The sequence below is a fragment of the Pseudomonas sp. GW460-LB5 genome, assembly GCF_059423245.1.
Map to the genome: position 1 here is coordinate 193,307 of NZ_JBWKXT010000001.1, position 13,062 is coordinate 206,368.

Below are 13,062 nucleotides of genomic sequence, written 5' to 3' on the forward strand. Positions count from 1 at the left end.
AATAGTTACCGGGCAGAGTGGATGAGACAGTTGTTCAGTCTTTCACTGGCGAGCAGGAAGATCAGCCGTGAATCTGAATGATGTGGGAGCTTGTGAGCGGTAATTATTAGATTGTGTTGCGTAGCAGTGATTTTCTATCGGCCTTCTGTACCCATACTGCCTCTTCGCGGGCTTGCCCGCTCCCACAGGTACTGCACCCATGTCAGGCCCGATGCCCTGTCTGCGGGAGCGGGCAAGCCCGCGAAGAGGCCGGTCAGGCTATTGCAGGTTCCTTGGCATTCGTCTTGTGCGCCAACAAGGTGTAGATACAAGGCAGCACAAACAAGGTAAACAGTGTGCCAATCGACATCCCGGTGGCGATCACCGTCCCGATGTCAAAACGGCTGACCGCCCCGGCGCCGGTCGCCAGAATCAGCGGCACCATGCCGAACACCATCGCCGCCGTAGTCATCAGCACCGGCCGCAGGCGAATGGCCGCCGCTTCTTCGATGGCCTCGCGCACGCTCAGGCCGCGCTCCTCACGCAGCTGGTTGGCGAACTCGACGATGAGAATGCCGTGCTTGCTGATCAGCCCGATCAAGGTCACCAGCCCCACCTGGGTGTAGATGTTCATGCTCGATATACCCAGGAACAGCGGCAGCAGCGCCCCGCAGATGGATAACGGCACCGTCACCAGGATTACCAGCGGGTCGCGGAAGCTTTCGAATTGCGCTGCCAGCACCAGGAAGATGATCGCCAGTGCCAGGCCGAAGGTCACCCACAGCGCGCTGCCTTCCTGCACGTATTGGCGGGCCACGCCGGCATAGTCGAAGGCGAAGCCTTCGGGGGCCTCTTCGCGGGCAATGTCCTGCACGGTCTTCAGCGCTTCGCCCAGGCTGACCATGGGCACGCCCTGGATGATCGCCGAGTTCAACTGCTGAAACTGGTTGAGCTGGCGCGGGCGGGCGCGGTCGGTGAGGGTGATCAGGGTCGAGAGTGGCAGCAGTTGGCCCTGGTCGTTCTTCACGTAGTAGTTGTTCAGCCAGCCGGGGTTGTCGCGGTATGGCCGCTCGACCTGGGCAATTACCTTGTAGCTGCGTCCTTCCAGCGTGAAGCGGTTGATTTCCGCCTCGCCCAGCAAGGTGGCCAGTGTGCCGCCCAACGTGTCCATCGACACCCCCATCTGCGCCGCCTTGGCCCGGTCGATGTCGACCACCACTTCAGGCTTGTCGAAGGCCAGGTCGATGTCGAGGAAGGCGAACTTGCCAGATGCCTGGGCGCGCGTCTTGATGCGCTGGGCCACCTCCAGCAGCGCCGGGTAGTCGCCAGCGGTATTGATCACGAACTGGAACGGCAGGCCCTCGCCAGTGCCGGGCAACGAGGGCAGGTTGAAGCCGAAAATCTGCAGGCCGCCGACTTCCTCAAGTTTGGCCTGCACCAGCGGCAGCAGCTCCATCTGTGTACGTTCGCGCTCGTTCCAGGGCTTGAGCAAAAAACCACCAATGCCGCTCTGCACACCATTGAAACCATTGATCTGGAACGACGAGTAATACTCGGGGAAGGTTTTGAACAGGGGTGTGAACTGGTCGGTGTAGGCGTTGAGGTAATCGAGGTTGGCCGGCTGCGGCGAGCTGCTGATCATGAAGATCACCCCCTGGTCCTCGTTGGGTGCCAGTTCGTTCTGGGTGAACTTGAGCAGCACCGGGATCAGGCACAGCACGATCACGGCAAACACCAGCACCACCGGCCGACTGTCGAGGGTGGCGTGCAGCAGGCGCTGGTAGCGTACCTTCAGGCGTTCGAACAGCTGGTCAAGGCGATGGGCCAGGCCGCTGGGGTTCTGCTCCCGGCGCAGCAGCAGGGCGCACATCATCGGTGAAAGGGTCAGGGCCACGATGCCGGAAATGATCACCGCCCCGGCCAGGGTCAGGGCGAACTCCTTGAACAAGGCCCCTGTAAGCCCGGTGAGGAAGCCGATCGGCGCATAGACGGCAGCCAGGGTGATGGTCATCGACACCACTGGCATGGCAATTTCCCGGGCGCCCTCAAGTGCCGCGTCGAACGGCGACTTGCCTTCCTCCATGTGCCGGTGGATGTTCTCCACCACGACAATGGCATCGTCCACCACCAGGCCGATGGCCAACACCATGGCCAGCAGGGTCAGCAGGTTGAGCGAGTAGCCCATCATTTGCATGAAGAACAGCACGCCGATCATCGACAGGGGAATGGTCACCACCGGGATCAGTACCGAGCGCAGGGCGCCGAGGAACAGGAACACCACCACGATGACGATCAGCACCGCTTCACCGAGGGTTTTGACCACTTCGTCGATGGAGGCCTGGATGAACAGGGTGGCGTCGTAGGCGATCGACACCTTGAGCGCCGAGGGCAGCTGGCTTTCCAGCTCGGGCATGATGCGCCGAACTTCCTTGATCACATCCAGCGGGTTGGCTGCCGGGGTGGCCTTGATGCCGATATACACCGACGGAGTACCGTCGAACGAACTGACCGTGTCGTAGTTTTCTGCCCCCATCTCGACCCGCGCCACATCGCCAAGCAGCACACGGCTGTCACCGCTGGTCTTGACCGGCAAGGCGGCGAATGCCTCGGCCGATTTCAGCTCGGTACTGGCGTTGATACTGGTGACCACGTACTCGCCCTTCACCTCACCAGCGGCAGACAGGAAGTTGTAGCGGCGTACCGCATTGGTCACGTCAGTGGCAGACAGGCCGAAGCCGGCCAGCTTCACCGGGTCGATCCAGATCCGCATGGCAAACACCTGGTTGCCGAGAATCTCCGCCTCGGCCATGCCTGGCAACGTGGCCAGCTTGGGCTGGATGACCCGCGACAGGTAGTCGGTGATCTGCGGGTTGCTCATTTCCTTGCTGTAGAAGCTGACGTACATCAGCGCCGAGGCATCGGCGGCTTCCTTGCTGAGCACCGGGTCTTCGGAGTCCTGAGGGAGTTTGTTGCGCACTTCGTTGGCCTTGGCCAGCAGCTCGGTGAACAACCGGTCGCTGTCGGCGCCGATACGCGCGTAGATGGAAATGATCGAGAAGTTCTGCCGGCTCACCGAAGTCATGTAGTCGATGCCTTCGGCGCTGGCCAGGCTTTGCTGCAGCGGCTGGGTGATGTAGCCCTGGATGGTCTCGGCGTTGGCCCCGGGGTAGGCGGTGGTCACCGTGATCAGGGCGTTTTCCATTTGTGGGTACTGGCGGATCTGCAGCTTGTTCCAGGCCTGGAAGCCCAGCAGCAGGATCAGCAGGCTGACCACGCTGGCCAGCACCGGGCGACGGATGAACGGATCGGTAAACGCCATGCCAGCCTCCTGTCAGTCCTTGCCCGGGACGCCCTGTTCGGGCTTGAGGGCTTGGTCCTGGCCGATGCGGATCGCGGCGCCCGGGGTGAGCTTCAGTTGCCCGGCGGTGACCACCTGTTCGCCGGCCTGCAGGCCCTTGCTGACCACCACCACACCGTCGCGGCGCTCGCCGGTTTGAACCGTGCGTTGTTCGGCGACCAGCCTGGGTTGGCCCTTGTCGTCGGTTTCGGGCTGGCCATCCTTGTCCTTCTTTGGCGTGGCGACGTACACCGAGTTGCCATACAGGGTGTAGGTGATCGCGCTTTCCGGCACCACCACTTGTGATTGAGGGTTGGGCAACAAGATCAGCAGGTTGGCGAACATGCCTGGCAGCAGCTTGCCGTCGGGGTTGGCCAGGACGGCACGGACCAGCAGGTTGCGTGTGGTTTCTTCCACCTTGGGGTTGATGGCGCTGAGGCTGGCGGGGAAGGTCTGGCCCGGGTAGGCGGCCACCTGTAACAGCACCTGCTGGCCCAGGCTCAGCTTCGGCAGGGCCTGTTCCGGTACGTTGAAGTCGACGTACAGGCTGGACGTATCCTGCAGGGTGGCGATCATCGTGCCGGCGGCGAGGTATTGGCCGATGTCTACCTGGCGGATGCCGATGGTGCCGCTGAACGGGGCGTTGATGCTCTTCTTGATCTTCTGCGCCTTGAGCTGCTCGACCACCGCCTGGTTTCGGCGGTACTGGGAGCTTAGGCGATCAAACTCGCCACGGGAGATGGCCGAGTCACCGACCAGCTGGCTGCCCCGGCCAAAATCGACCTTGGCCAGGCCCAGGTCAGCCTGGGCGGTGCCGAGCAGGGCCGTTTCCTGGTCGTCGTTGAGTTGCAGCAGCAGTTGCCCGGCCTTGACCTGCTGGCCCGAGTCGAAGTGCAGGGATTTGACGATCCCTTCTACCTCCAGGCTCAGTTCCACACCCTGCAGGGCCTTGAGGCTGCCGACGGCGGGCAGGCGCTCCTGCCACTGGCGCTGTTCGGCCAAGGCTGCCGCTACGGTGATGGGCGGCTTGGGGGCAGTGAACATCTGGATCTGCTGGTAGATGGAGAAAGCCTTGTAGCCCCCCAAGGCCAGCACGATCAGCAGAACCACGGCCAACATGATCAGCATGCGGCGGCGCAGCATAGGTCCGGTTCCCTGGATACGGTTGTTATTAGCCTGGACACGACAACGGGCGATCCTGCCCACGTGTGGATGGGGGAAGTATTGACTGTTTTTTGATTGAAGGGGAGTGAATTGTCTGCACCGGCCCTATCGCCGGCAAGCCAGCTCCCACAGGTACACCGTAGGTTTCAGGACCTGTGGTGTACCTGTGGGAGCTGGCTTGCCGGCGATAGGGCCGGTGCAGGCAGCGGATCAATCAGACAAGATGCAGGTGATTGTCCCAGAAACCGGACGGCAGGTTCATCGGCTGCCCGACCAGCTCGGCCTTGCGGCAATCGTAGAAGCGGCAACGGCCCTGCCCGGAGGTGACGACAAAGCCGTCTTTCACCGCGCCAACCCCCGCGCAATCGGGCATGGGCGCGTCCAGCCGCACCGCGCCGCTGTCCAGGTCCCAGACGAACAGGCGGTTGGCCCTTGGCGCAGTCAGCGCCACCAGTCGCAGTTCGCTGTGGATGGCGACACTGGCAGTGTACTGGGCCATGGCCTGCAACTGGCGTTCCGGCACCGGGAAGGCCTTGAACGGCTCGCCCGGGCGTTTGATCGCCAACAGCTCGGCAGTTTCGTCGGCATCGCCCATGAACTGCTGGCAGGCAGCAATGGTGCCATCGCTGCCCACCGCCAGGTGGCGCACGCTGTTCATCTGCTGGGCCAAGGTTTCCTTGCTCAGCAGGGTACCGTCGCGCTGCATCAGCACCAGGCTTGGCTGCATGGCGTCGAGGTTCATCTCTACCCGGCTTTCGGCTTCGGTACGGATACCGCCATTGGCCACGATCAGTGTTTCACCATCGGGCAGCCAGGCGACCTCATGCGGGCCAATGCCGTGGGTCGGGATCTCGCCGGTGTGCACCAGGCGTTCGCCCTCGAAACGGTATACGCCAAGCACGCCGCGCCCCGGGTCGGTGGTGTCGTTCTCGGTGGCATACAGCCATTCGCCGCCCTTGTGTACCACCGCGTGGCCGTAGAAGTGCCGGTTAGGCTGCGAAACCACCGTTTGCAGCAGGCGCCCGTCGCGCAAGTCGACCAGGTAGCTTTCGGTACCGGGGCGGCGGGCGACGAACAAGGCGATCGGCTGCTCGGGGTGGTGGACGATGGCATGGCAACGCTGGGCGACCTGGGTGCTGAATACCTGGGTGCCGTCCAGGCGAAAACCGACGGCATAGTGCTTGCCGTCGCCATCGTCACGCGCCGAGAGCAGCAAAGGTTCGCTGCCTTTGTTGCGGAACAGGCTCCAGCCGCCCAAGGTGAGGGCGCTGAGCAATACGCTACCGAGTTTGAGTGCCTGGCGTCGCAGCATGATCAGTCACCGTCGTTGGCATTGAAGCCCAGCTGGATGTTCAGCGCCTTGGCCAGCTCGCCTTCGTGCAGGCGATGGACGGCGTTGAGGCTGTCGTAGAGCTGGTTGAGGGTTTGCTGGCCTGCGTCGTCGGCCAGCAGCTCACCGAGCGTTTTCTGGTTGTCGGCCAGCAGTTTGAGCGAGGTAGCGTAGGCGGCGTCGATCTTGTCTGCCAGCGCTTTCTGATCGCTGGGCAGGAGGCCGCGCAGGCCCTGGTTGTCGACCCCGACCCAAACGGTTTCGGCGGCCTTGAGGGTGGCCTCCAGGCTCTTCAGCGAATTGTGGCTGCGCCAGGCTTCGGCTTGCAGCGGCTGCGGGATGCCCTTGCTCTGGCGACCCATCGGCGCACCCAGCTTCTTCTTCAGGGTATCCAGGGCGGTGACCTGGGAGCGCAGCAGGTCTGCGATTGCCTCGTGAGAGTCTGCGTAGCGCTGGTTCGGGAACTTGGTCATCTGCGAAAGCATGCCGTCGGTGCTGTTCCAGCCCTTGAGGATCTCCTCGGCCAGGACCTTCTGGTGTTCACCGATGGCCACCAGCAGCGGGCAGTAGCGGGCTTTCTGCTCGGCAGTGGCGATGTCCGGCTTGCTGTCGAACAGGATGTACTCGTAGGCTGACAAGCCACGTACCACCACGCTGGCCTTGCCCAGAGTCGCGGCATCGACCGGCTTGTCGCCATTGACGAGCTGTTCGACCTGGCGGCCGACCAGGTTCTTCTTGTCGGGCCAGAACTGCACCTGCCAGGCGCGGTTGCCTTCGGCCAACGGGCCGACCAGCAGCGGCTGCAGCTCGGCCCAGGCCTTCTGCGCGTTGAGGAAGTCGGCGCGGGCCTTGGCCAGGTCTTCCTTGCCTTCGCAGTAGGCCAGGGCGCTGGCGGCCAGCGTGCGGTCGGCTTCGACCCAGCGGCTGTAGGTGGGCAGGATCACTTGCTTGGCGATGGCGGCGGAGGTCACGGCTTGCGGGTCCTGCGGCGAGCAGGCGCCGAGGGCGAGTGCGGCGAGGCTGGTGAACAACAGTTTGGGTCGGAACATGCCCGGCTCCTTAGCGCGTTTTAAAGTGAGTTCAGGAACGCCAGCAACGCAGTGCGTTGCTCGGCATTGAAAGTGAGTACGAAGTTGCGTGCCGCCTCGGCTTCACCACCATGCCAGAGCACGGCTTCAAGCAGGTTGCGGGCGCGGCCGTCATGCAGGAACTGGCTGTGGCCTGCCACTGTTTCGCTCAGCCCGATGCCCCACAGTGGCGCGGTACGCCAGTCTTGGCCGTTGGCGGCGAATTCGGTGCGTTCGTCGGCCAGGCCTGGGCCCATGTCATGCAGCAACAGGTCGCTGTAGGGGCGGATGACCTGGTTGGCCAGTTCTGGTTCGGTAGTCTCGGCAGCCGTGGTGAACTGCGGTGTGTGGCAACCCTGGCAGCCAGCCTGGTAGAACAGGTTCTTGCCCGCCAGCACCTGCGGCGCGCCCACATCGCGGCGGGCCGGCACGGCCAGGTTGCGGGTGTAGAAGGTCACCAGGCGCAGGATGTTGTCGCTGACTTCTTTCTCGCCGTTGGCGCCGTCGCCGTTGGGTGCGGCCAGGCAGTCGGCCTGGGCCGGGGTGCAATCATCGTGTGGCTGCAGGGTGCTGGTCAGGCCCATGTCACCGGCAAAGGCATGCACGTTCTGCTGGTTGACGTTGGGCTGACCGGCTTTCCAGCCGAAGCGGCCGATCACGGTCTTGCCCTGGGCATCGTCCCACACCCGGTTGGCCCGCCCGCGGATGCCATCGTGGTTGCGGTCGTCCGGGTCTTCGTTGGCCAGCAGGTCGGCTTCGGGAATGGCTTCGAGCAGGCCCAGGCCGATCATGGGCGGGGCGACCCGCGCCGAAAACCGCGTGTCGGGGTGCATCACGCCATAGCCGAGCTGGGTGATCTGCAGGGCAGGTTTGCGCAGTTCGACCTGGTGGCCGTCCTTGAACGACACGGTTTGCTGTGTATAGCTGACCCGCACCTTGCCTTCAGGCGCCACGCCGGGGATGGCCATGTCCTGCAGCTGGGTGCCGTACACCGGCTCCGGTACCACGCCGAGGCGCTCGATCACTTTGGCCAGGTAGGGCTGGTCGGGGATCGACAGGCGTACCAGCATGCCCACCGCGTTGCTGTCACCCGGCGCTGGCGGGTGGCCACGGCCATCGCGAACATGGCAGTTCTGGCAGGCATTGGTGTTGAACAGCGGGCCCAGCCCGTCGCGGGCGGTGGTGGTGGACGGCGCGATGACCCAGGGGTTGCGGAAGAAACTGTTGCCCACGGCGAAGTCCACGCGGCGCTCGGGCGAGAGGTTGGCCGAAGGCAGGGAATAGGCGTTGCGGTCAGTGCGCTGCACGGTCGCCTTGCCGGCCGACAATGCTTCGCCAGGCTCGGCCTGGGTGAAACGCGGGGCGTCGTCACAGGCGGCGAGGGCAAAGGCCAGCAGCAGAGGAGAGAGTCGGAACAGCGACGAGGACATCAAGGATCCTGGGCGTGAGCGAAAAACCGGCGTGCAAGCTTAGCAGGCCCAGGATCATTGAATAAGAGCAATTTGCGTTTGCTTGATGAAATCGTCGCTGCCGAGGGGGCTCAGGCCATCAACAGTTTGAACTCTCTGTTGACCAGGCTGATGATCAGGTTCTTGCTACCGCCATCACGGTTGTCGCCTGGGACCTCGATGACTTCCTCGCTGGCGTACTCCATGGATGAGGCGGTGAGGCACTTGATTGCATCCTTGTGCGCGGGCTGCCAGTAATCCTGAAATACCCAGATGTTGGTCTCGGCATTCGGGCCGAGGATCAAGCGCAAGGCCTTGTGGTTTTCACTCGATTTGCCGATCCAGGGCACGGCGAGCGAGCCATTCCATGCTTGCTGGGCGCCTATTGCCAGGCTCTGGCTGCGGTTTTCACCGTCGATCAGGGTCAGGGTATAGGGCGTGTTGTTGGCGATGGAGTGCAGGTAGGTGAGGCTGGCCATTTGGCGTTTCCTTCTAGTGTTGGATTTCCGGGCGTGGCAACGGGGCCGTCGGGGTGCGGTAGACGTAGGCTGCGAGCAGGGTGATCTCGTTGAAAGGCGGCGCGAGTTCAGCGGGCACGAAGCGGCCCATTGGCTGCAGCCCCTGGGCGAAGGCAACGGCCTCGAACATTTTGCGGTCGGTTTCGTTGGGGTCGTACAGGTAAACCTTGCCGGGGCGTGCAACAACCCGGCAGATTTCCTCGGCCACATGGTGGGTGATCGGAGCGCCCATCAGCGTTACGTGAGGGACTGCGTGATCGTCGAGGGGAAAATCCGGAGCATCGTATTCGTATACGACAATCAGGTTGGGAATATGCCTACCCGTAAACGGCCCGTTGGAGATGAGCTGGCCCGCCTTGTTCAGGTTGTAGGCATGGGTGAATCCGGTAACAAGGTTCCTCCCATTTACACGCTGGACGATTCGGCCTTCGCCCCAGACATCAAGAATCTGCAGCACTTTGCCTCCTGTTTGGGTTGCTTGAAGGGCTACAGGATGGGCACTTGCGTGTACCTCAGGCAGCAGGAAGCGCTTTACCAGGCCTACAAATGAAAACGCCCGGCACTAGGCCGGGCGTTTGCGATGAGGCGCTACAGCAGGATCAGAACTCGTGGTCCGCAGTGTCCGGGTTCAGATTGGCAATGCCCAGCTTGCCAGCGGCCTGTTCAATCGAGCCGGTCTGTTTGACCAGGGCCGCGATGGCATCACGCACGATCTGGTTGCCGGCAGCATTGTCAGCTGCAATCAACTGGTCGTAGTGCTCGCCTTTAAGGGCGTGGTCGACCATCACCTGGATCTTGGCTTCAGTGGCTTCCAGGTCGGCCTTGAGGGTGGCGTCGGCAGCAGGATCGGCTTTGGCCACCAGCGACGACAGGCTCGGGCCGCTGACCTTGGTGCCGTCCGGGCGGGTGTACTCGCCCAGGTAGACATTGCGGATGCCCTTGGCGTCGTAGAAGTGCGAGTAGTGAGTGTTGTCGCTGAAGCAGTCCTGCTCGTCTTCCGGCGAGTTGGCTTCCAGCGAAACCTTCATGCGCTCACCCGCCAGTTCACCCAGCGACAGGCTCCCCATGCCGAACAGCATCTTGCGCAGGCCGTCGTTGACAGGCTCGGCTTCCAGCTTGGCGCGGTAGTTGTCGGCCACGTTCGGTGCCCAGTTGCCGACCATCTCTTCGAGGTCGGTGACCAGCAGGTCGGTGACCGCTTTCAGGTAGGTACGGCGGCGGTCGTTGTGGCCACCGGTAGCGCCTTGGCCTTCCAGGTAGTCGGACGCCGGGCGGTTGCCAGCGCCTGGACCGGTACCGTTCAGGTCCTGGCCCCAGAGCAGGAACTCGATGGCGTGATAGCCGGTGGCAACGTTGGCCTCGGAGCCAGCCAGCTCGTTCAGGCTGGCCAGTTTTTCAGGGGTAATGTCCTTGACGTCGACCTTCTCTTCGCCCACCTGGATCTCGGTGTTGGCGATGATGTTGGCACCAGCAGCCGGGTTGCCCAGGGCGTGCTCGTAGCTCTTGTCGACGTAGTCGATCAGGCCTTCGTCCAGCGGCCAGGCGTTCACCTGGCCTTCCCAGTCGTCGATGATGGTGTTACCGAAGCGGAAGGCCTCGGTCTGCAGGTACGGTACGCGCGCGGCGACCCAGGCTTGCTTGGCGGCTTTCAGGGTTTCGTCGTTGGGCTTGGCCAGGAACGCATCGACTGCGCTCTGCAGGGTCTTGGCGGTGCTCAGCGAGTCGCTGTACACGGCGTAGACCATTTCGGCGTAGTGCTTGACCACGGCTTTGCCGGCGGCTTCGTCAACAGCCCCAGGCGCAGCAGCGGTGGTGCTGGCGGCGGCAGGTGCCTGAGCTTGCGGCGCGGCGGCTTTGTCGTCCTTGCCTTCACCGCAACCGGCGAGAGCGATGGCAATGGCCAGCAGACTGGCGGAGGCCAGAGGCATTCGAATCATTGTTGGTTTTCCTGCGTCGTGTGGTTGGACCAAGGGGTGGGCCGTGCGCCGTGGCACGCGAAAGCGCAACATCATGCGAAAGATTTGCATTTGCTGTAAAGGGGCGGGCGCGCAATTCATGTAAATGCAGGTCACAGCCTATAACCAGGCCTGCCGGCTCAGAGCATCGAAACCTGATTGCGCTGCGCCTGCTTGAGGAAGTGGGTCAGTTCACGGGCTGACAGCGGCTTGCTGTAGTGATAGCCCTGGCCCTCGTGGCAGCCTTGGGCAATGATGTAGGTTTCCTGTTCGGCGGTTTCCACGCCTTCGGCGATCACCTGCATGCCCAGGCTCTTGCCCAGCTGGATGATGGCGCGAACGATGGTGGCGTCGTCATCGTCGTCCAGCAGGTCCTGGACGAAGCTCTTGTCGATCTTGATCTTGTCCAGTGGCAGCGATTTCAGGTAGCTGAGCGACGAATAGCCGGTGCCGAAGTCGTCGATGGCAATCAGCGCCCCGGAGCGGCGCAGGCTCAGCAGGTGCTGGGCGGCAGTGCTGATGTCTTCCATCAGGCCGGTTTCGGTGACTTCCAGCTCCAGGCTGCGTGGCGGCAGACGGTAGGCCTGCAGCAGGTTGTTGACCACCCGTGGCAGTTCACTGTGGTGCAGCTGCACGGTGGACAGGTTGACCGCCATGCGCAGCTCGCTGAAGCCCTGGTCGTGCCATTCGCGCAGTTGCCGGCAAGCCTGGTCCAGTACCCATTCGCCAATGCTGATGATGCTGCCGTTCTGTTCGGCCAGCGGAATGAACTGGTCCGGTGGCACCATGCCCAGCTCTGGATGCTGCCAGCGCAGCAGCGCCTCGACGCCGACCACACGGTGGTCGCGGTAGCTGATCTGTGGTTGGTACACAAGGTACAGCTGGTTGCGCGGAAGGGCTTCGCGCAGGTCCTTTTCCAGCTCGCGGCGGCGGCGCATCTCGCTGTCGACGCTGGCAATGTAGAACTGGTAGCGGTTGCGCGAACGGGCCTTGGCCAGGGTCATGGTCTGTTCGGCTTTCTGCAGCAGCTTCTCGGTGCTGTCGCCGTCTTCGGGGAACAGGGTGATGCCGATGGTGGCGCGCAGACGGATCTGCTGGTGGTGGTCGAGGTCGAACGGCACTTCCAGGTCGTCGAGGATGCTCTGCGCCAGTTCGGCCGCCTCGTAGGGCTGCTCGATATTGGCCTGTACCAAGGCAAACTGGTCACCACCCAGCCGCGCCAGGGCGCCCAGGCGGCCGCTGTGGGCGCGCAGGCGGTCGGCCAAGGCCAGTAGCAGTTGGTCACCAACCTGGTAGCTGAACTGTTCGTTGATGCCCTTGAAATCGTCCAGGCCCACGCACAACACTGCCACACGGTGTTGCAGGCGACCGCCATCGACGAGGATCTTGTCCAGTTGCTGCTGCAGTTGCTGGCGGTTGGGCAGGCCTGTGAGGAAATCGTACTGGGCCATGCGCTGCAGGCTGTTTTCGGCTTCATGGCGTAGGTGAGTGTTGCGCTCGATCGACGCCAGCAACTGGTTGGCCGTGTTGACCCAGAGACCCAGTTCGTTCTTCTCGTGGCCCTTGAGCAGCGGGATCTGGTGCTGGCTCGGGCGGTCGGGGTTGATCTGGGTGAGGTGCTCGATGATCTTGGACAGCGGTTTGGTCAGCAGCCAGTGGTAGACCAGGTACAACACCAGGCCCATGGCCAAGGCCCGCAGTACGCCGGAAATGAAGATGATCACCGCGTTGATCAGGAAGTCTTCGCCGTAGGACGAGGTGTCGAGGGTAATGCTCAGGTCGCCGTAGTATTCGCTATAGGGGCCGCGGCCGACCAGTTGCGTGGTGTAGGTGCGTTCCTGGCCGAGGATCGGGTCGGTCAGCCAGCGCATGGGCATGTCCTGCAGCGGGCGGGACTTTTCGGCCAGCATGGTTTCGTTGGGGTGGCCGATGGACGCCATGCGCACCGATTCGTCCTGGAACAGGCCTTCCATCACCTGCATGCCCATTTCGCGGTCGAGGCTGTATACCGCCTGGGTGGAGGGGTCGCGGAACATGTCGAGGATGCGCTGGGCATCGTTGTTCACGGCCTGGCGGGTCTTGTAGGTGTCGTAGACAATTTGCGCACAGCTGAGCACGACGCCAACCGCCAACGCCGACAGCAGCACGACCCTGAGCAACTTGACCGACAAGCTGTTCCGCAATTCCAGCTTCAATGGGGTTTCCTTAATCCATGCGCATGGCATCATTTTGCCATCAACGATGACGATACACTATCGGCCGAT

At 62.8% G+C, this 13,062-nt stretch carries 9 protein-coding genes; all 9 read right to left on the reverse strand.

The window, feature by feature from the left end; genetic code table 11:
- Positions 1–253: 253 nt before the first annotated feature.
- The 9 genes from AC07XM_RS00945 to AC07XM_RS00985 all read right to left on the reverse strand — a co-directional run bounded on the left by AC07XM_RS00945 (position 254) and on the right by AC07XM_RS00985 (position 12,993).
- Positions 254–3,298 carry a multidrug efflux RND transporter permease subunit gene (locus tag AC07XM_RS00945; RefSeq protein WP_016488929.1) on the reverse strand — a complete coding sequence of 1,015 codons (3,045 nt, stop codon included), beginning with the start codon at positions 3,296–3,298 and terminating at the stop codon, positions 254–256.
- A gap of 12 nt (positions 3,299–3,310) precedes the next feature.
- Positions 3,311–4,459: an efflux RND transporter periplasmic adaptor subunit gene (locus AC07XM_RS00950; RefSeq protein WP_016488928.1), complete on the reverse strand. Its 1,149-nt coding sequence runs from the start codon at positions 4,457–4,459 to the stop codon at positions 3,311–3,313.
- A 235-nt stretch (positions 4,460–4,694) separates the two neighbouring features.
- Positions 4,695–5,792, reverse strand: a complete 1,098-nt coding sequence (locus AC07XM_RS00955) for a DUF1513 domain-containing protein (protein WP_016488927.1) — start codon at positions 5,790–5,792, stop codon at positions 4,695–4,697.
- Between the two features lie 2 nt (positions 5,793–5,794).
- Positions 5,795–6,859 carry an imelysin family protein gene (locus tag AC07XM_RS00960; protein ID WP_060517493.1) on the reverse strand — a complete coding sequence of 355 codons (1,065 nt, stop codon included), beginning with the start codon at positions 6,857–6,859 and terminating at the stop codon, positions 5,795–5,797.
- A gap of 20 nt (positions 6,860–6,879) precedes the next feature.
- Entirely contained in the window at positions 6,880–8,307 is a 1,428-nt protein-coding gene (locus tag AC07XM_RS00965; protein WP_102689316.1) for a di-heme oxidoreductase family protein, read from the reverse strand.
- Between the two features lie 110 nt (positions 8,308–8,417).
- Positions 8,418–8,804, reverse strand: a complete 387-nt coding sequence (locus tag AC07XM_RS00970; RefSeq protein ID WP_016488924.1) for a hypothetical protein — start codon at positions 8,802–8,804, stop codon at positions 8,418–8,420.
- A 13-nt stretch (positions 8,805–8,817) separates the two neighbouring features.
- Complete coding sequence (locus AC07XM_RS00975; protein WP_024717456.1) at positions 8,818–9,300, reverse strand: hypothetical protein; 483 nt, start codon at positions 9,298–9,300, stop codon at positions 8,818–8,820.
- Between the two features lie 142 nt (positions 9,301–9,442).
- Positions 9,443–10,780, reverse strand: coding sequence for an imelysin family protein (locus tag AC07XM_RS00980; RefSeq protein WP_016488921.1), 1,338 nt, complete (start codon positions 10,778–10,780; stop codon positions 9,443–9,445).
- A gap of 158 nt (positions 10,781–10,938) precedes the next feature.
- Positions 10,939–12,993, reverse strand: coding sequence for a putative bifunctional diguanylate cyclase/phosphodiesterase (locus AC07XM_RS00985; RefSeq protein ID WP_016488920.1), 2,055 nt, complete (start codon positions 12,991–12,993; stop codon positions 10,939–10,941).
- Positions 12,994–13,062: the final 69 nt, after the last annotated feature.

Excerpts from the sequence above, each read along its gene's own strand:
- AC07XM_RS00980 (WP_016488921.1), bottom strand. The coding sequence starts at position 10,780 with ATGATTCGAATGCCTCTGGCCTCCGCCAGTCTGCTGGCCATTGCCATC.
- AC07XM_RS00950 (WP_016488928.1), bottom strand. The coding sequence starts at position 4,459 with ATGCTGCGCCGCCGCATGCTGATCATGTTGGCCGTGGTTCTGCTGATC.
- AC07XM_RS00945 (WP_016488929.1), bottom strand. The coding sequence starts at position 3,298 with ATGGCGTTTACCGATCCGTTCATCCGTCGCCCGGTGCTGGCCAGCGTG.
- AC07XM_RS00965 (WP_102689316.1), bottom strand. The coding sequence starts at position 8,307 with ATGTCCTCGTCGCTGTTCCGACTCTCTCCTCTGCTGCTGGCCTTTGCC.
- AC07XM_RS00970 (WP_016488924.1), bottom strand. The coding sequence starts at position 8,804 with ATGGCCAGCCTCACCTACCTGCACTCCATCGCCAACAACACGCCCTAT.
- AC07XM_RS00955 (WP_016488927.1), bottom strand. The coding sequence starts at position 5,792 with ATGCTGCGACGCCAGGCACTCAAACTCGGTAGCGTATTGCTCAGCGCC.
- AC07XM_RS00960 (WP_060517493.1), bottom strand. The coding sequence starts at position 6,859 with ATGTTCCGACCCAAACTGTTGTTCACCAGCCTCGCCGCACTCGCCCTC.